20 protein-coding genes are annotated in these 19,133 nt (G+C 48.2%); 5 read left to right on the forward strand and 15 right to left on the reverse strand.

Annotated elements, in window-relative coordinates:
• Positions 1-7: 7 nt before the first annotated feature.
• Together LPA26_RS05450 and LPA26_RS05455 are read right to left on the reverse strand one after the other, a co-directional pair.
• Entirely contained in the window at positions 8-868 is an 861-nt protein-coding gene (locus tag LPA26_RS05450) for a DUF58 domain-containing protein (RefSeq protein ID WP_229007606.1), read from the reverse strand.
• Positions 865-1,911, reverse strand: a complete 1,047-nt coding sequence (locus LPA26_RS05455) for a MoxR family ATPase (protein WP_229007607.1) — start codon at positions 1,909-1,911, stop codon at positions 865-867. The genes LPA26_RS05450 and LPA26_RS05455 overlap by 4 nt, the downstream gene beginning before the upstream one ends.
• A 202-nt stretch (positions 1,912-2,113) precedes the next feature.
• Between LPA26_RS05455 and LPA26_RS05460 the strand changes: the two genes are divergently transcribed.
• From LPA26_RS05460 to LPA26_RS05475, 4 genes are all read left to right on the forward strand, one after another.
• Complete coding sequence (locus tag LPA26_RS05460; protein ID WP_229007608.1) at positions 2,114-2,857, forward strand: hypothetical protein; 744 nt, start codon at positions 2,114-2,116, stop codon at positions 2,855-2,857.
• A gap of 54 nt (positions 2,858-2,911) precedes the next feature.
• On the forward strand, positions 2,912-3,466 hold the full coding sequence (locus tag LPA26_RS05465) for a TetR/AcrR family transcriptional regulator (RefSeq protein WP_229008333.1): 555 nt from the start codon (positions 2,912-2,914) through the stop codon (positions 3,464-3,466).
• Positions 3,467-3,815: 349 nt separating this feature from the next.
• Positions 3,816-4,559: an SDR family oxidoreductase gene (locus LPA26_RS05470; RefSeq protein ID WP_229007609.1), complete on the forward strand. Its 744-nt coding sequence runs from the start codon at positions 3,816-3,818 to the stop codon at positions 4,557-4,559.
• Positions 4,553-4,801: a DUF2798 domain-containing protein gene (locus LPA26_RS05475; protein WP_055825928.1), complete on the forward strand. Its 249-nt coding sequence runs from the start codon at positions 4,553-4,555 to the stop codon at positions 4,799-4,801. The genes LPA26_RS05470 and LPA26_RS05475 overlap by 7 nt, the downstream gene beginning before the upstream one ends.
• Positions 4,802-4,893: 92 nt before the next feature.
• On the opposite strand, the gene infA is transcribed toward LPA26_RS05475, so the two are convergent.
• The 3 genes from infA to LPA26_RS05490 form a co-directional block, all read right to left on the reverse strand.
• Positions 4,894-5,130: a translation initiation factor IF-1 gene (gene infA / locus LPA26_RS05480; protein WP_055825931.1), complete on the reverse strand. Its 237-nt coding sequence runs from the start codon at positions 5,128-5,130 to the stop codon at positions 4,894-4,896.
• A gap of 88 nt (positions 5,131-5,218) precedes the next feature.
• A complete protein-coding gene (locus LPA26_RS05485) occupies positions 5,219-5,425 on the reverse strand; it encodes a cold-shock protein (protein WP_018985697.1) in 207 nt (68 codons plus the stop codon).
• 282 nt (positions 5,426-5,707) lie between these two features.
• Positions 5,708-7,108 (reverse strand): PLP-dependent aminotransferase family protein, encoded by a 1,401-nt coding sequence (locus LPA26_RS05490; protein ID WP_229007610.1) that lies wholly within the window; start codon positions 7,106-7,108, stop codon positions 5,708-5,710.
• A 341-nt stretch (positions 7,109-7,449) separates the two neighbouring features.
• Between LPA26_RS05490 and LPA26_RS05495 the strand changes: the two genes are divergently transcribed.
• The gene (locus tag LPA26_RS05495; RefSeq protein WP_229007611.1) at positions 7,450-8,091 is read left to right on the forward strand and encodes an FMN-binding negative transcriptional regulator; all 642 of its coding nucleotides are present in this window, start codon (positions 7,450-7,452) and stop codon (positions 8,089-8,091) included.
• 41 nt (positions 8,092-8,132) lie between these two features.
• Here LPA26_RS05495 and LPA26_RS05500 read toward each other — a convergent pair whose 3' ends face one another.
• From LPA26_RS05500 to nuoG, 10 genes are all read right to left on the reverse strand, one after another.
• Positions 8,133-8,666 carry a phosphatase PAP2 family protein gene (locus LPA26_RS05500; protein WP_229007612.1) on the reverse strand — a complete coding sequence of 178 codons (534 nt, stop codon included), beginning with the start codon at positions 8,664-8,666 and terminating at the stop codon, positions 8,133-8,135.
• Positions 8,667-8,802: 136 nt separating this feature from the next.
• The gene (locus LPA26_RS05505) at positions 8,803-9,084 is read right to left on the reverse strand and encodes a DUF2818 family protein (RefSeq protein WP_055825939.1); all 282 of its coding nucleotides are present in this window, start codon (positions 9,082-9,084) and stop codon (positions 8,803-8,805) included.
• Between the two features lie 7 nt (positions 9,085-9,091).
• Positions 9,092-10,537: an NADH-quinone oxidoreductase subunit NuoN gene (nuoN, locus tag LPA26_RS05510; protein ID WP_229007613.1), complete on the reverse strand. Its 1,446-nt coding sequence runs from the start codon at positions 10,535-10,537 to the stop codon at positions 9,092-9,094.
• Between the two features lie 16 nt (positions 10,538-10,553).
• Positions 10,554-12,062 (reverse strand): NADH-quinone oxidoreductase subunit M, encoded by a 1,509-nt coding sequence (locus LPA26_RS05515; protein WP_055825946.1) that lies wholly within the window; start codon positions 12,060-12,062, stop codon positions 10,554-10,556.
• Positions 12,062-14,167 (reverse strand): NADH-quinone oxidoreductase subunit L, encoded by a 2,106-nt coding sequence (gene nuoL, locus LPA26_RS05520; RefSeq protein WP_229007614.1) that lies wholly within the window; start codon positions 14,165-14,167, stop codon positions 12,062-12,064. The genes LPA26_RS05515 and nuoL overlap by 1 nt, the downstream gene beginning before the upstream one ends.
• Before the next feature lie 4 nt (positions 14,168-14,171).
• Positions 14,172-14,477 carry an NADH-quinone oxidoreductase subunit NuoK gene (gene nuoK / locus LPA26_RS05525; RefSeq protein WP_055825950.1) on the reverse strand — a complete coding sequence of 102 codons (306 nt, stop codon included), beginning with the start codon at positions 14,475-14,477 and terminating at the stop codon, positions 14,172-14,174.
• Between the two features lie 2 nt (positions 14,478-14,479).
• Positions 14,480-15,109, reverse strand: a complete 630-nt coding sequence (locus LPA26_RS05530; protein WP_055825952.1) for an NADH-quinone oxidoreductase subunit J — start codon at positions 15,107-15,109, stop codon at positions 14,480-14,482.
• A 17-nt stretch (positions 15,110-15,126) separates the two neighbouring features.
• Complete coding sequence (nuoI, locus tag LPA26_RS05535) at positions 15,127-15,618, reverse strand: NADH-quinone oxidoreductase subunit NuoI (protein ID WP_055867415.1); 492 nt, start codon at positions 15,616-15,618, stop codon at positions 15,127-15,129.
• A 35-nt stretch (positions 15,619-15,653) separates the two neighbouring features.
• Positions 15,654-16,682 carry an NADH-quinone oxidoreductase subunit NuoH gene (gene nuoH / locus LPA26_RS05540; protein WP_055825957.1) on the reverse strand — a complete coding sequence of 343 codons (1,029 nt, stop codon included), beginning with the start codon at positions 16,680-16,682 and terminating at the stop codon, positions 15,654-15,656.
• 1 nt (position 16,683) lies between these two features.
• Positions 16,684-19,116, reverse strand: a complete 2,433-nt coding sequence (nuoG, locus tag LPA26_RS05545) for an NADH-quinone oxidoreductase subunit NuoG (protein ID WP_055867420.1) — start codon at positions 19,114-19,116, stop codon at positions 16,684-16,686.
• Positions 19,117-19,133: the final 17 nt, after the last annotated feature.

The raw sequence follows: 19,133 nt of genomic DNA on the forward strand, positions 1-19,133 counted from the left end.
GCACACTCTAATGGATAAGTTGTTCAAAATAATCCGACAGCAAGGCCGAATCGAAGCGTCCATCTACATACAGCGGACGAATATCAAAGCGCGCAAATAGCTGGTCCAGCGCCTGTTTACGTTGCTCAAACATCTCGACAAACTGCGCGCGGATGGCCTGGCGGAAGAAAATGGTTTTTTGCTGGCCGGTTTCGGGGTCTTGCAAGTTACCGAAACCAAAGCGCGGCAAACGCTGATATTCCAGCGGATCCCATAATACGATGGGAATCATTTGGTGATTGGCCATCAGGTTCAAGCCATGCTCAATCAGTGACAGCGGCAAATGAAAATCGGAAATCCAGAACACCAGGCCTTTTTGCTGGCCCAGTAATCCGGCCGCCTCGACGATGCCACTGCCATCTCGTCGCGTACTGCGAAAATCACCGATTTCGGCGATGGTGGCAAACGACTGGTGCGAATGGTGCCCGGCTGACAGGCTCAAATGCGGAATCACGCTATGGTCATAAGAAACCATGCCAAACAGGTCACTGTTCTCATGGGCCGAGCAGGCAATCGATGCTGCCACCGCTTTCACCGTATCCAGCTTGCTCACTTGCCCCTGAAACTGCATGGAACTGGATAGATCACAGACGGCATAGAGCGGAGACGATGCCTCCTGCTTGAATACACGCACCTGAATCTGCTCATAAGGATCGCGCAGCGTTTGCCGCAAATCCACGCGCCTGGCATCCGGATAATCAACTAGCGAAACATGCTTGCTGAATTCATCGCCTGGGCCACGCTGTATGCCCAGGTGTTCGCCAGTATGCACGCTGGCGGAACGCCAGGGCACCTGGTAGAAAAAGGGCTGGGCGTAGTCGGGAATCATGCCGCTTTAGCCTTGGATGGCACGCTGACGGACGCCAGTATCTGGTTGGTTAACTCACGCGACAACTCGGTACGGCGGCTTTCGAACATCGGGTTAAGCACCAGTCTGTGCGCGATGAGTTCATGGAACACCGCATGAATATCTTCAGGGAATAAACTGTCACGATTCATTAGCCAGGCATGCACACGGGCTGCTTTTAATAACATACCCATACCACGCGGACTGGCCCCGGTATGTATCAAGCGGTTAACATCCACGCTATCAAGCTGAATGCCGTAAGCAGATGGTTTTTGGGTAGATTCCCACAAATCCAGCGCATAATCTTCAAGCACATCGCTGGCGCGGATATGGCTTTGCAATACGTCAGAAAAAGCATTTAGCTGGTCATAAGCCAGTACGCCGGCATCCACTTGCTGGGTCAGGCGCTCGGCATGCTGGAACTTCACATCGAACATCAAGGCCTTGCGTAATGCACGATCCTCAGGAATTTCAATCGGGATTTCCATCATAAAACGGTCGCGCGCTGCGGATGGAATCTCAAAGGTTTCATTTTTTTCTACCTGGTTACGGTCGGCAAATACCAGCATATGCGGCAAGCGATATTCTTTTTTAAACGCGCCGATATGTCGCTCAGCCATCACACGCAACATCAATGCATGTACCTGCGGCCTGGCGCGGTTGATCTCGTTAAAAAAGAACACAGACAACTGCTCGCCAGCACGTAGCAATGGGCCTTCTTCCACTTTTGGACGGCCATCTTCACCAAGGAATGTGTGGTAGATCAGATCGTTAGGCATCAGGTCAACAGTGCCTTCAATACGCTCATAAGCACCACCCAAACCACGGGCGATCGACTGCAGCAACGTCGTTTTACCCACGCCTACACCGCCTTCGAGTAACACATGGCCACGGGCAAAAATGGCAATATTAATGGCACGGATTGCCTTGTCCTGGCCGACCACTACTTTTTTCACTTCGTTTTCGAGCTTAAGCGCATGGTCGCGCCACTCGGTCAATTGTGTTTCGATTGATACGGATGTCATGGTTATCCCTTGTTTACAAATTCAGCCGGGGCTATGATGCCAAAGTAGCTTCTGGAAAAGGTGCGGAAGAACTGGTTGCAATTTGTGGTTTGCCACGTTAATATGCAGACAGGTCTGTTCACTTATTTCTAGTCTACTGCAGCCATCGAAAAAAAAGCAAGAAGATTTTTATGGGGTTACCAGCGTGAACGTACTAGCGATAATGAAGAAGACAGGACAGCGTGGCGCACGCAGCGTGAAAACCTACGCGCTCTATGGCCTTTGGAAATTGGGATTTAAGCAATGGTGTCGACATGCGCCGTTATACATGTTGCGCCAACAGCTGGTAGCCTGGAACTCGCAGCGCATGCATGTGCATGGTGCCAGTGCTGCTTTAAATACGCAGGACATCCTGCATATTCGGCAGCTGATAGAACGGGCTCAACATACAGCGGATGTGGCACTGTCGCCAACCCTGCTGGACCAATGGTTTTTCCAGGCCATAGGCGCCATCCGTGTGCAATCGCAAACAGGTGTCGATACTGCCTGGCATTTGTTTGAGCAGTCCGTGCATGAACAACTAGGGAGCCAGTCATTTAGCCGTTCATTGTCCTTTGGCTTGGTGGTGACGCTCAGTGTGGTCTGGATGACTATGGTAACGCCAATGCATCAGCCGACGCATACTGAATGGTCACCATTGGAAGAAACACAATTTGAGTCAGGTGCGACCGCTGATCCAGTCACGCTCAGCTTGCTAAACCTGGCTTACCAGAAAATGCAAAACGGCAGTTGCCAACTACCACAGGCAGCAATGTTGCCAGATGCGCAGCGACAGGCATTTATTATGTTTGTCACCAATGGCAAGGTAGATGTTGACCATGTGGAACAGTTGCGGCAAGCACTTGGATACGTGAGTTGCCTGTACCCACAAGAACTCATGCGCCCGCAAGGACGTGAACGTTTTTAAACCAGCATAAGCAGAAAAATCGGGATCTCCCATCGAATGGGAAAAGGATAAATGATGAACATGCGTGAGAAAATTTTAACCATTGCCAGCAGCCTGTTTGATACCAGAGGTATTCAGGCTTCTGGCGTTGATACCATTATCATGGAGGCAGGCGTAGCTAAAGCAACCCTGTATAAGCACTTCCCCAGCAAAAACCAGTTGATTACGGCTTATTTGCGTGAAAAATCCGACAAATTTTATGGCTGGCTGAATGCCCAGCTGGCTACAGGTAAAAGTGAATCGATTGAGTTGCTGATTCAATTGTGTGAGTTACTGGAGCAATGGATTACCCAGCCAGAATTCCATGGCTTGCCATTTCATATCGCTGCAGTAGAGTTTCCGGACCCTGAGCATCCGATTAACCAGTATTCAGCCGTTCTTTCGGCAGAGTTGCAAACCTATCTATGTAAAATTGCCCGCAATGCCGGCGCGAAGGATCCGGAAGCATTGGGTCAGCAATTAACCATTCTTTTTGAAGGGGCGGCATTAGTAGAACGACTTGCCCCGAACACCGGTGCCGCTACTCGTGCAAAACTAGCAGCGATTACCCTGGTGCATCACGCTACCTGATCACGTGAAAACACCAATGTGCTAACCTGGTGGCACATTGGTGTTTTTACAGTTTCTTTAGCCATCTCTGCTAACACTTCTGAGCTCGTTTTTTATTCATACCTGCCTGATCTCACTTAAAATTAATCTCTAACCAATGAGATTTGGCTACGCATTTGAGCTTTTAAAAAGAGTGGGATTCGCTTTTCAAAAGAAATGCCTTTTCAAGCCTCACACCTGTAATTTCAAATAAAATATTAAATTATTTACCGATTGGTAATAAATATATTGACAAGCATAAACACCTTCTTTACTATTTATATACCGAATGGTAATTAAATAGTAAATCAAATTTTATAAGGAATTCAAGATGAGCACACCACAGCAACGCATTGCATTTATTACTGGCGCTAATCGCGGTATCGGTTTTGAAACTGCCAAGCACTTAGGCGGACAAGGCATCAAAATTATTCTTGGGGCACGTGATGAAGCCAAAGGCTTGGAATCAGTAGCGCAATTAAAAGCCGCAGGCATTGATGCGGAATATTTGCACTACGATGCGGCATCAACAGACGCCCCTCAAACAGTAGCTGAAGCATTGCAATCACGCTTTGGGAAACTGGATATCCTGATTAACAATGCCGGGATATTGAAAGAAGAATTGATCGGCCAGAACAATACGTTAACTGTTGACCAAGACACACTTAAAGCTACTTTTGATGCCAACTTTTTTGCAGTAGTGGCACTGACTCAAGCTCTGCTGCCCTTGCTTCAAAAATCTCCAGCGGGCAGAATTGTTAACCTGTCCAGCATTCTGGCTTCACAAACATTACACAGTTCGCCAGACTCGCCTATAGAGGTCGCAAAAGGACTGGCGTATAACGCCTCGAAAACAGCATTGAACATGTTTACCATACATCTGGCGCATGCGCTAAAAAACACCCACATTAAAGTCAATTCTGCGCACCCTGGCTGGGTGAAGACTGAACTGGGCGGGCCTAATGCGCCAATGGAAATCAGTGACAGCTGGAAGACTTCAGTCAGGTTAGCTACACTGGACGATAATGGCCCTACCGGTGGTTACTTTCATGAGGACCAGGCTTTGCCATGGTAAATAGCACAAACAAACGCGTGGCCTTCAAACGTAAACTGCTATTCGCAGCACTGATGTCACTGGTGACTGTGAATATCGTGAGCATTTCCATCCTGCTGATTAATCACGTACCTAGGGCGCTATTGCTTGAAAAGTGGCTAACCAGCATCACAGTGGCCTGGCCGATCGTGTTTGTGAGTATTTTGATGGTTGCGCCGTGGTTGTTACGGCTGACGGAATGGCTGGTAAAAGACCATAAGTAACCTTGTTTCCTCTGCTATTGTGAGGAAGCATTGGAGAGCGAGTCTGGCTGCCCTGAATAGGCAGACCTGCTCGCTTAAACTGACGGGGCAGGTTAGAAAGGCTTGCGCGGTTCCAGGTGACGGAAAATGATACGACCTTTATCCATATCATAAGGAGACATCTCAATAGTAATCTTGTCGCCCGCCAGAATACGGATTTTATGTTTACGCATTTTGCCACCTGTGTAAGCGATCAACTCATGACCGTTTTCCAGTTTCACACGATAGCGCGCATCCGGCAAAATCTCGGTGACTGCGCCCTGCATTTCAATTAACTCTTCTTTTGCCATTCAGCATCCTCTAAAAATAAAAAAAGCCCGGAGATTCCGGGCCCCTTTTCCGGTAGGCCGTTAACCAGCCTTGCGGACGTGCAATTAATTATTCAATGATTTGAATATTTGCAGCTTGTTTGCCTTTAGGGCCAGTAGCTACTTCAAAGCTAACGCGTTGGTTTTCTTTCAAAGTTTTGAAACCTGCAGATTGAATTGCAGAAAAGTGTGCGAATAAATCTTCGCCGCCGTTGTCAGGAGTGATGAAACCAAAACCTTTTGAATCGTTAAACCATTTAACTGAACCTGTTACCATGATAAATCCTTGAATGAAAATTAAAAATTTGGGCTAATGCCCATAACGAGGATCAAGATGGCGGGAAGTAACGATACACCAAAAGATAGAACCATAGAACAACGACACTACTTGAACTTCGTGAGGGCACACTATGCACGTAATCTTGAATATTGGCAACTAGTATTTGATAAACCGCTAAAAAATCAAAAAAATCATTAGATATCATGGTGTACACGCTGATAAAACAACGATTTAGCTTTTTAAAAAACATAGGGAAAATGATTATTCCAGATGACTTTTTTATTTAAAAGTACTTAGTATTTCAAAAATCCTTTCATCATCACAATGCGCTACATTGAAACGCAACCATGAAGAAGGTGCTTGATGGGGGCTAAATAAATTGCCGGGCGCCAGCATGATGTTTTGTTTTGCTGCGATCGTCGCAATTTCAGCTGCATTACCTTCGTTTGCAAGCTGCGCCCATACAAACATACCACCTGCAGGCTCTGCATATACACTCAAGCCACAAGCCTCTAGCTTGCTGATTACCCGCCCTCTTTCGACTTCAAGCCGGGAACGAATTTTCTCCATATGCTTACGGTAGCGCCCTTCGACAAGTATCTGGTACATCACACGTTGATTAATTTCTGAACTGGTTAGCCCGGTGAGTAATTTCAGGTCCAGCAATCGCATGGCCAGTTCGCTATGGCAAGCCACAAAACCTACACGCAGGCTGGCCGAAATGGTTTTGGAATAGCTACTGACATAAATGACCCGATTCAACTGATCCAGCGTGGCCAAACGTGGCGCATGATTTGAGTGGAAGTCGCCGTAAATATCATCCTCAACAATATACAAACCAGACTTTTCAGCCAGCTGCAATATCTGGTGGGCAATCGCCATGCTGGTGCTGGTACCGGTTGGGTTATGCAACACTGTATTGGTGAAAAAAAGTTTGGGGCGATAGGTTTCAAGATGCTGCTTTAGCACAGCAACATCTGGCCCGTTCATCCCGCGTGGTACAGCTATCAGCTTGGCGCCCAGAGATTTCAGGTATCCAAACAAAGTGTAATAACCAGGGTCATCCACCAGTACCACATCCCCTGGCTGGATAAATAGCCTCGCCACCAAATCCAGCCCGTGCGAGGCACCATTAGTCATGATGATCTGTTGCGGCTCCAGGCTGATGCCTATATCCGCCAGGTTCTTTTGTGCCAGTTGTTGACGCAAGGGCAAATAGCCACGGATATCGCCATAGCCCGTTAAAAATGCACCGGGCTTGCGCGAAAGCTCGTGCAGGCTCTTTTGAATGACCTTTTCATCCAGCCAGTCACTTGGCAACCAGCCACAGCCTGGACGGATGATATTTGGAACATCACGAAAAGTGTTATGCAACAACCACAATACATCGTCGGCGCGTTCCAAAAAAGTGGTTTGCGGAATCGCCTCTTCGGTTTGGGTGAGGGAAGCCACATAAAATCCTGATCCGCGACGTGATAACAAATAGCCAAGCGCTACCAAGCGATCATAAGCGTCCACAACGGTAAAACGGCTAATGCCATGCTGGATTGCGAACTCCCGGATCGATGGTAAACGTGTGCCTGCGCGCAGCACACGTTGCTCAACCAGATTTTTGATACCGGTGACTACCTGCTCAACCAGAGGAACAGAATCTGAAGTATTCACTGTGATTATCGGCATTACTGGCATGGCAATATGACCTGTACAGTTCTATCAACTGAAATAAAGATTGTACATGTAGTGTACATGATGATAACGATATGATGCTTTTAAAATTTATAAAGCAAATATTATGAAATCGTTAATAGCACTCTTGATTGTTGCAGTCACATTTTCGCCATGGTTAGCCAAAACAGAGCATCTAAAAGCAACGCTCATGGCTCAAACTGCTAAATCTCAGCAGAAAGATCAGCTATCACCTTGCATTGTGCATTTAAGCGCTCCAGCTGATTGCAAGGACTTATCCCAACCAACACAAAAGTTCGTGCTGGTCAGAGGTCAACCGTTACCTATTTAACATTATGTATGTCCCTCAACATTTCTCCGAGCCTAATATTGATGCATTGCATGCGCTGATGCGCTCTTATCCGCTGTCTACGCTGGTTTTAATGTCAGAAGACGGTTTAAATGCAAATCATATACCTTTATATCTTGACACTGCCAACGGTAAACATGGCACTCTGAGCGGACATATAGCCAGGGCTAACCCACTGTGGAAAGACCTTGCTGCCAATCATCAAGTGCTAGCCATCTTTCACGGCCCGGATGCTTATGTGACGCCTTCCTGGTATGCGAGCAAAGCGAAAATAGGCATGGTGGTACCCACCTGGAATTATGTTGCAGTGCATGCGCATGGCAGAGCAAAGGTGATTGAAAACAAGGAGTGGTTACGCGCACATCTTTCATTATTGACCACTGAACAGGAAGCCAAATTTGAACAGCCTTGGCTGATTGAAGATGCACCGGCAAGCTTTATCGATAAGTTGATACTTGCAGTGGTGGGAATTGAGATTGAGATCATTCAACTGAAGGGTAAGTGGAAGGCTAGCCAGAACCAGTCAGTGGAAAATCAGTTGGGTGTTATTCAAGGGCTACGTGAAGGCACCAGCCCTGAACAATGCGAGATGGCCGCGATTATTGAAAAATCAATAACCAGTCATTGAGTAAGAATGGCGCCAATAGCTGCCATTCTCCTGTCACTGTTTTAAAACAAGGGTGAATACACCGCTACCAGTAAATACCCTACCCCGGCACCTGCCAGCACATCACTTGGATAATGCAAACCAAGTACAACCCGTGATATACCTACCAGCACCACAAAAGGATAAACGATAGGAAACAGTTGCGGATAATGTTGCACAGCCACCATCCCGAAAGCCACTGCGTGCAAGGTATGTCCGGAAGGGAAACTGAAATAATCCAGCGGTGTACCGCTTAAGAGTACATCCTGTCGGACTTGAAACGGTCTTGGTCGGCTAGTGCGGTGTTTCAACCACTTATACACCAGGGTACCGCTGAGGCCAACGGTAAGCATTTGCAGGCATACGTATAAGCCACTTTGGCCCTGAGTGATTGCAATCACCAGCATCAATAGATACCAGAACATGCCATCGCCCATGCGCGAGATGGCGCGAAACAGGTTGCGGATCAATCGATATTGGCCGGTATGACTTACTTTGACACACACACGGCTATCAACCGACTGCACCCATCCCAAAGTTTGTTGTAATTTAAGCATCTCAGGTCCTTTCCGCGGTTTGCCCCGACTTTAACGGGGTGCGCCGACTACTTAGGTGAGCTTAGTATGACCAGGATGCTTGAAACTATAGTGAAGAATTCGTGAAATTAATGTGACTTGCTTATAGTGCCAGGAACTATTTCCAGAGTACGCGGTAAACAAAACCCGGGAAGGAAAATACGAGGAACAGGCAGACAGTGATACTGTAAAATTCCCAGCCTTGTGGCCATACCTGACCCATGACCAGTTGTTCCACAAAGTAGGCAATCACCAGTGTGATCAGGTAAGCAGGCACCAAGGCAGCGAAGCGTTGCCATAATTGATTGACGCGACCAGCGATACCCAACCACTTGTCTGAAATCCAGCCCAGGTTGGCCATGAAAAGTATTAATACCAGGTACAGCAGTTTAGTTAGCATAATGTGATTACTGCAGACTCATTAACAGGCTGCGGCCACAGACGCTCAGCAGAATTTCCGGGAATAAGCCCAACCCTAATAATGCCAGTGAATGTACGCTTAATACAAAACGCATATCGATCGGCGCAGTCAGTGGGGAATTATCAACCGGTGCATCAAAGTACATTTTGCGCACGATATTCAGGTAGTAGAAAGCGCCAATCACTGCCATTAATACTGCCAAGACCACTTGCCAGGTAAATCCGGCCTGCCATGCAGCTTGTAATACAGTAAATTTGGCATAGAAACCGATGGTAGGCGGAATGCCCGCCATGCTGAACATGATAATCAGCATCATGAAAGCAAACCAAGGATGGCGTTGATTGAGACCTTTAAGGTCGTCGATCTCTTCCGCTTCAAAGCCCTGACGGCTTAACAGTAAAATAATGCCGAAGCCGGCGATTGAGGTTAGGACATAGGTGCTGATATAAAAGAAGCTTGAGGCAAAGCCATTGGCATTGGCGCTCATCATGCCGAACATGATAAAACCGACATGCGAGATGGTGGAATATGCCAGCATACGCTTGAGGTTGGTTTGCACGATGGCACTGAAGTTACCAATGATTATAGACAGGATTGCCATCAGCATCAGCATATCCTGCCAGTCTTGCGCGAGCGGATGCAGACCTTGTACCAGCAACCGCACGGTCATCGCAAATGCTGCTAGTTTCGGCACAGAGCCGATCAACAGTGTCATTGGCGTTGGCGAGCCCTGATACACATCCGGCACCCACATCTGGAAAGGCACAGCCCCAAATTTGAAAGCAATCCCGGACACCAGGAATACCAGGCCCATAATCAGCACAGGGCTCTTGTTCTGCTGCATGATGCTGTTGGCGATGTCACTCACATCCAGGCTACCGGTCATACCGTAAATCATGCTCATGCCATACAGCAACATGCCGGAAGCCAGGGCTCCCAGCACAAAGTACTTCATGGCTGCTTCTGAGGCACGCGGATTATCGCGGTCAAACGCAACCAGCGAATACAGGCAGAGAGATAATAATTCAAGGCCGATATAGATAGTCAGCAAGTTATGGCCGGACACCATAATCATCATACCCAGCAGGCCAAACAGCACCATGGCATAAAACTCGCCACGGTACAAACTGCGGTCCTGCAGGTATTTGCGGCTGTAGACAAAAATTAGTGAAGTACCCAGGTACATCATCATTTTGATCACGTCCGACAGCGTGTCGTCTATGAACATGTGGGAGAACGCAAAGCCAACTGCAGGCGTATGGGTTTTAAATGTAAAGAATGCTGCGGCAAACAAGGTGAACTGGCTCAACCCATAAATGATGGAGCGGTTTTGCGGCAGGATAAATAAATCCAGCAACAAAATAAACATGGCCATGCCCAATAACACCAGTTCCGGCAACAGGGCGAGCAAATCGAATTGCATATTATCCATTTTCTAACATCCTGCCTTAATAGCCAGTGACCGGCAATTTGGAAATCGCCATATGTTTCAGGAATTCACTAGTGGTAGCCTGCATCACTTCAGTAATTGGCTGTGGATACACACCGAACCCAATGACAAGAATTGCCAGAATACCCAGAATCAGGAATTCGCGTTTATTGAGATCTGTCAGCTCAGCTACGTGGTGGTTTGCAACATCACCAAAAAATACGCGCTTGGTCATCCATAAGGTATAAGCAGCACCGAAAATTAAAGTTGTGGCTGCAAAGAAACCAACCCAGAAATTAAATTTGACTGCGGCCAAAATCACCATAAATTCGCCAACAAAGCCCGACGTGCCTGGCAAGCCACTGTTAGCCATGGCAAACAGCACGGCAAACCCGGCAAACACCGGCATTTTGTTGGCGACGCCACCGTATGCCGAAATTTCACGGCTGTGTACGCGGTCATACAATACGCCTACGCTCAGGAACATGGCAGAAGAAATAAAGCCGTGCGAGATCATCTGCACCAAAGCGCCTTCCAACGCCAGCTGGCCAAACATAAAGAAGCCTAAAGTGACAAAACCCATGTGTGAAATTGAAGAATAAGCAATCAGCTTCTTCATATCGGTCTGCACCAGGGCAACCAGGGCGATGTACACCACTGCGATCAGCGATAGCACGATCATGGCGGTACTGAAGTAGTGTGACGCGTCCGGCGCAATCGGCATCGCAAAACGCAGGAAGCTATAGCCGCCAAGTTTCAATGCAATTGCCGCCAGCACCACAGAACCACCTGTTGGCGCTTCCACATGGGCGTCCGGCAACCAGGTATGCACTGGCCACATGGGGATTTTCACAGCGAAGGCCATAAAGAAAGCAATAAAAATATAAATCTGCGCTTTCATGCTTAAAGGCAGCAAGTAGTAATCGGCCAGTTCAAAACTACCTGTCTGGTGATACAGGTAGATAAATGCCACCAGCATCAACAGGGAACCGAGCAAGGTATACAGAAAAAACTTGACGGTGGCATATACGCGGTTAGGACCGCCCCACACACCGATCACCAGGAACATCGGGATCAGCATTGCTTCCCAGAACACATAGTAGAGCATTGAATCCAGTGCCGTGAAGACACCTATCATAATCCCGCTCATGATCAGGAAGGCGGCCATATACTGGGCAACATGCTTGGTGATCACTTCCCATGCGGCCAGCACTACAATCACGGTAGTAAAGCTGGTCAACAGCACCAGCGGCATGGAGAATCCATCGATACCCAGGTGATAATGGATATTAAACGCCGGGATCCATGGCAGCAACTCTTCAAATTGGAAGAAGCCATCCTGCACATCAAACAGTGTGTACAGAGGTATGGTCACCAGAAAACTGACCAGGCTACCTGCCAATGCCAGCCAGCGGGTTAAAGTCGCTTTGTGGTCACCGCCCAGCAGCAATACCAGCACACCGGATAATATTGGCAGCCAGATGGCGAGACTTAACCATGAAATACTTGTGAGGTCGGCTTGCATCATCAATTAATTTTTACAAAGAAAGTCATAAGAAGAAACACGCCAATAATCATGGTAAAAGCGTAGTGATAAATAAGGCCTGATTGCACATTGCGTAATCTGGCAGCAATCTTACCCATGGTTTTGGCGGTGCCATTCACCATGGCACCATCAATTAAAGTGATATCGCCAAACTTCCACAGCAAACGGCCCAGGTAACGGGAACCGCCGGCAAAGAATTTCTCGTTAAAACTATCGAAACCATATTTGTTATCCAATATGCGGTAAATCACGTCGAATCGCTGTTTGATCGCCGCCGGAATATCCGGGCGCTTCATATAGAAGAACCAGGACAAAAACACGCCAGAAGCAGCCAGGATAAATGGCAGGCTGGCAAAGCCATGAATCGCCATACCAGCCGGACTGTGCATAAACTCATGGTAATGATGTGCCAGATGCTCCATCGCCGGATGCACTTCAGGATTCACGAAAATCACATTCTTGAAAAAATCGCCAAACACCATAGGCTCCACCGCAAAATAACCAATGACCAGTGATGGAATTGCCAATAATATCAATGGCAAGGTCACTACCCAGCCTGGCTCATGCGGATTGTCATTCGGGCCAAGGCCGTGATGATGCGCATCGTCATGTGCATGATCGTCATGATGGTCATCTGCATGCGCATCGTGCGTACCATGGGCATCGTTAGTATGCGCGACATGCTTATGGTCTGCGTGTCCGGCATCTCCATGCGCTACCTGGCGCCATTTTTCTTCACCGTGAAACACCAGGAAATACAGTCGGAAAGAATAGAATGCTGTCACAAATACGCCAACGATCACCGCAAAGTAGGCGAACCCGCTGCCTGGAATATGCGATAACTCTACTGCTTCAATGATGCTGTCTTTTGAATAGAAACCGGAGAAGAAAGGTGTACCGATCAAGGCCAGCGAACCTATCAGCGAAGTAATCCATGTGATCGGCAGGTATTTTTTCAGGTTACCCATGTTGCGGATATCCTGGTCATGGTGCATACCCATAATCACAGAACCGGCACCCAGGAATAACAAGGCTTTGAAGAATGCGTGTGTCATCAGGTGGAAAATTGCCACTGAGTATGCCGAAGCACCCAGCGCGACCGTCATATAACCGAGTTGTGACAGCGTGGAATATGCCACCACACGTTTGATATCGTTCTGGATAATCCCCAGGAAACCCATAAACAAGGCAGTAATCGCCCCAATCACCATCACCGTGGATAGCGCTGTTGTTGACAGTTCATATAGCGGCGACATACGTGCCACCATAAAAATACCTGCCGTTACCATGGTCGCGGCGTGAATCAATGCAGAAATTGGTGTCGGGCCTTCCATCGAGTCTGGCAACCAGACATGCAACGGCACTTGTGCCGATTTACCCATGGCCCCCACGAATAATAGCAGACAGGTGACTGTCATCAGAGACCATGAGCTGCTACCCAGGATGTTCACTTGTGCATCTGCCATAGATGGTGCGCGTTCAAACACGGTGGCGTAATCCACACTGCCAAAATAATACAGCACCATACCTATGCCCAGCAGGAAGCCAAAGTCCCCTACCCGGTTCACAAGGAAAGCTTTCAGGTTAGCGTAAATGGCTGTTGGACGCGTAAACCAGAAGCCAATCAGCAGGTAAGACACCAGGCCTACCGCTTCCCAGCCGAAAAACAGCTGCATGAAGTTGTTACTCATCACCAGCATCAGCATGGAGAAGGTAAACAGCGAGATATAGCTGAAGAAACGGCTATAGCCCGGATCCTCTTGCATATAGCCTATGGTATATACGTGCACCATCAAAGACACGAAAGTGACGACTACCATCATCATGGCACTCAGGTTATCAATCAGGAAACCGACTTCAAAATGGATATCACCTGAGTTTAGCCAGGTATATACGGATTCATTCAGGGTAAATCCATCCAGTGTCTGGTTGAGTATGGTGACGGATAGTACAAAAGCTGCACCGACACCGGCGATGGTAATGGCATGCGCAGTCCAGCGTGGCAGTTGATTGCGGAATAAACCAACGATGGCTGCCGAAAATAACGGCAGCAAAGGGATCAATATCAGGATTTGTTTTATTGTCATGCCACTAGCCTTTTAACTGATCCAGATCATCGACGTTGATAGTGTGAAGATTACGGAATAGCACCACCAGAATTGCCAGTCCAATCGCCGATTCAGCCGCTGCAACCGTCAGGATAAAAAATACAAACACCTGGCCGGCGATATCGTTGAGGTAATGTGAAAAAGCGATGAAATTGAGGTTTACCGCTAATAGCATCAACTCAATCGCCATCAGCAGGATGATGACATTTTTACGATTGAGGAAAATACCGATTACGCTGATTGCAAACATCAGCGCGCCCAAAATCAGGTAATGAGACAAGCCGACCATGGTTATTTTTTCTCCTCGGCAACAGGTGTTGGCGCTGGCGGTTCAACTTCGGCAGGCATGGAAACAATTCTCAGCCTGTCATTACGCTTCACTTTCACCTGCTCGGATGGGTTCATGGATTTGTTATCCTTGCGCTCACGCAGGGTCAGCACAATAGCAGCAATCATGGCGACCAGCAGTACCACGGCGGCTAACTCGAAAGGTAACAAATAGTCGGTATACAGCACCTTACCCAATGCCGCGGTATTGCTGTAATTAGCAGGTAACTCTACCGCCTGGCTTGGTTGCAGGTTTTTGTCAGCCAGCACCAGTGTCATTTCAACCACCATCAGCAAACCAATAAAACCTGCCATTGGCAGATATTCCCAAAAACCTTCACGTAATTTGTCGAGGTTGATATCCAGCATCATGACCACAAACAGGAACAACACCATCACCGCGCCGACATAAACAAGGATCAGCGCGATAGCGAGAAACTCTGCCTCAAGCAATAACCAGATACCGGCTGCGGTAAAAAACGACAATACCAGGAACAATGCCGCATGCACCGGGTTGCGGGTAGTAATCACGCGGATGCCGGAAAACAGCAGGATAGCTGCCAGCACATAAAAAACAATATCAGTAAATACCATAATTATCCTGTCCGCGCTTAGCGATAAGCCTTGTCCTGCGTGCGATCGGCAGCAATTTGCGCCTCATATTTATCGCCCACTTCCAGCAACATTTCTTTGGTGTAAATCAGGTCACCGCGCTGCTCACCGTGGTAATCAAAAATACGCGTTTCAACAATGCTGTCTACCGGGCAGGACTCTTCACAGAAACCGCAGAAAATACACTTGGTCAGATCAATGTCATAACGCGTCGTACGCCGGCTGCCATCGTCGCGCTGGTCAGATTCAATAGTGATCGCCATCGCCGGGCAAACTGCTTCGCATAATTTGCAGGCAATGCAGCGCTCTTCGCCATTCGGGTAGCGACGCAATGCATGCAACCCCCGGAAGCGGTTCGATTGCGGCGTGCGCTCTTCCGGGTACTGGATGGTGATTTTCTTGGCAAAGAAATAGCGTCCGGTCAGGGCCATGCCTTTCAGCATTTCCCATAACATCAAACTGCCTAATGTATTTTTAATCGCGTTCAACATGGTAAGGTTTCCAAATTCTTTGTCCGTACATCCTATTAATGGAACAGGTACGCCCACTGTGTCTGCATCATGGCGGCAACTACGACAATCCACACCAGCGTGATCGGAATAAATACTTTCCAGCCCAGACGCATGATCTGGTCATAGCGGTAGCGCGGGAAGGTCGCACGGAACCACAAGAATAAAAATAATAAAAATGCGACTTTGGCTAACAGCCACAAAACACTGTCTGGCAAGAATGGTACTGGTGACAACCAGCCGCCTAGGAACATCAGTGCGGCCAGCATGGACACCAAAATCATGTTGGCATATTCCGCCAGGAAGAAGACCGCGAAAGCCATACCGGAATATTCCACATGGAAGCCAGCCACAATCTCCGACTCACCTTCAGCGACGTCAAACGGTGCGCGGTTAGTCTCCGCGACGGCACTGATGAAATACACAATAAACAGCGGGAACAATGGAATAAAGTACCAGTGCCAGAAACCACCCTCCTGCCCCATGACAATCTTGCCCAGGTTGAGGGAGTTTGCACACATGAGCACACCGACAAGCGTAAAGCCCATGGCAATTTCATAAGAAACGATTTGCGCGGCAGAACGTAAAGATCCCAGGAATGCATATTTGGAGTTGGATGCCCAACCGGCAATAATCACACCATATACCGCAACTGAAGTCATGGCCAGGATATACAACAAACCAGCATCGATATTAGCTAATACCAGTGTCGCATCAAACGGTATCACAGCCCAGGCGGCAAAGGCAGGTGCAATTGTCAGGATAGGGCCAATAAAAAACAGCACTTTGTTCGAAGCGGTAGGCAGGATGATTTCTTTGAATAACAGTTTTAATGCATCTGCCACAGGTTGCAACAAACCGAATGGACCAACACGGTTAGGACCGATACGCACCTGCATATAGCCAATCACCTTGCGCTCGAAATAGGTCAGGTAAGCTACGCATACCATCAAAGGCAGCACGATGGCGACAATTTTCACCAGTGTCCATGACACCAGTTGCACTTCCGGCCAGTAGGATCCAAATAAGTCAGCGAAGAATTGCATGTTATGCCATCTCCGTCAGTTGTTTTTCGTAAATCGCCACTTGCTCGACTGCCGCTTTTTCAATCGTAATATCACCCATCAGATCACCCAAACCGACTGTCAGCGGATGTGCTGCGGCTACACGCACGCAACCTTTTGCCACATGATTATCTGCGCGCACTTTCAGCACCGCGCTGCCTTTGCTCTGGCGGACAACCACAATGTCGCCATCCTGCAAGCCTAATTCGGCCAGCTGGTCGCCGTGAATACGTGCCATCGGGCGGATGTTGTATTTGGTTTTTTGTAGCGGTGCAGAACGACGCACGATAGGGTCAAATTCGTACTGCGGCACTTCACCGATACGCTGCAAACCTGTCTTCTTGATATTCACCTGGATTTCAACCAGCTCTTTCAGGTTGTTGTTCAGACTACGCCACACTACTGCCGAAGGCTTCTCACCATTGAACAGTGCATTTTTAACTTCTTCGGAGCTGTTGTAATCAAACCCGGAAAGTCCCAGTGTATTCGCTAATACACGCAATACCTTCCAGCCAGGACGGCATTCGCCTAACGGACGTGTCGCAGCCTGGAAGCTTTGTACACGGCCTTCCATGCTCATAAAAGTACCGGAAGTTTCAGTAAATGGTGCAATCGGTAACAGGATATCGGCATTTTCAAGGGCAGAAGATTTGTACGCTGTTAATGCCACTACACACTCGGCTTTAGCCATCGCCTCGTTAGCCAATGCCGCATGCTGGCAATCCAGTTCTGGCTCGATATTCAATAACAGATAAGCTTTACGCGGTATTTCAATCATGGCGCGCGCATGCATACCGGTGGCTGAAGGCATGACGCCTATCATATGCATACCGGTACTATTGGCTGCCGGAGGCAAAATACCGCCCTTGGCACCACTGATACCGCCAATCGCTTCCGCCATACTATACATTTCGGTAAAACGCGGATCACTCAATGCCATATTGCCCAGGAAAATACCGACCTTAGGCGCAATCAGGATCAGGTCCTCACGGATACCGGCCAGGCTTTCCGCAATTTTTTGCGTATTTGGGCGTATCTTGATTTCTTCCAGCAACTCATTCAATGCCGGTGGCAAACATAGTGACAGTTTTTGCAGGCCGGACATGGCTTTCAGAATCTGGCCCAATACATTGACCATATCATTCGGGCGCACAATCACTTTGTGCGCAATATCCATCAATGGATCATTGTCCAGCGGGCTGACAATGCTGAGCTCGGCACCATTCGCCACCGCTTTACGGATACGCTGTGCCAGCAATGGGTGTTCATTGCGGATATTGGAGCCGATCAACAGGATACGGTCCAGCTCTTCAACTTCCTGGATATTACAGCCCATCCATGGCGTACCGGTACGCTTACCATCGAGACGGAAATCCGTCTGGCGCAATCGGTAATCGACGTTGCCGCAACCCAAGCCATCAGCCAGTTGCTTGATCAGGTAACCTTCTTCCATGGTGCTGTTTGGGGAAACCAGCACGCCGAGTGCCTCGCCACCATGTTGTTTGGTAATGTCTTTAAGTTGGCCTGCAGCAAATTCCAGCGCTGTTTTCCAATCTGTTTCCTGCCATTGCCCGTTGTGCTTGATCATCGGCACTTTCAGGCGATCCGGACTGTTCAGGCCTTCGTAAGAGAAACGGTCGCGGTCAGATAACCAGCATTCGTTGATTGACTCTTTTTCACGCGGCAGTATGCGCATGACTTTGTTATCTTTAACATGCACTTCAACATGAGAACCAAGGCCATCATGCGGGGCAATTGAAGGACGACGCACTAACTCCCAACTACGTGCAGAATAGCGGAACGGCTTACTGGTTAACGCGCCGACCGGGCATAAATCAATGATGTTGCCACTTAATTCTGAATTAACTGATTGATCAACGTAAGCAGTAATTTCTGCATGCTCACCACGGTTGACCAGGCCCAACTCCTGCATACCGCCAACTTCCTTGAGGAAGCGCACACAACGTGTACACTGAATGCAGCGTGTCATATCTGTACTAACAAGCGGGCCGATATTTTTGTTGAACACCACGCGTTTTTCTTCTGTGTAACGTGAACCGGAAGCGCCATAGGCGACTGCGATATCCTGCAAATCACACTCACCGCCCTGGTCACAGATCGGGCAATCCAGCGGATGATTGATCAGCAGAAATTCCATCACGCTTTTTTGTGCTTCAACGGAAGATTTGCTGCGTGTAAAAATCTTCATGCCATCGGCGACCGGTGTGGCACAGGCAGGCAAAGGTTTATTGAATTTCTCCACCTGTACCAGGCACATGCGGCAGTTGGCAGCTACAGACAGTTTCTTGTGATAGCAGAAACGCGGGATGGCAATGCCTACCGCATCCGCAGCATCAATAATGGTGCTGCCGTGTTCGACCTCTAGTGGTTTGCCATCAATTTCAATATTTAACATGTCTGCAATCTCTAAAA

This window comes from Methylophilus sp. Leaf408 (genome assembly GCF_916856905.1).
Lineage (GTDB): Bacteria > Pseudomonadota > Gammaproteobacteria > Burkholderiales > Methylophilaceae > Methylophilus.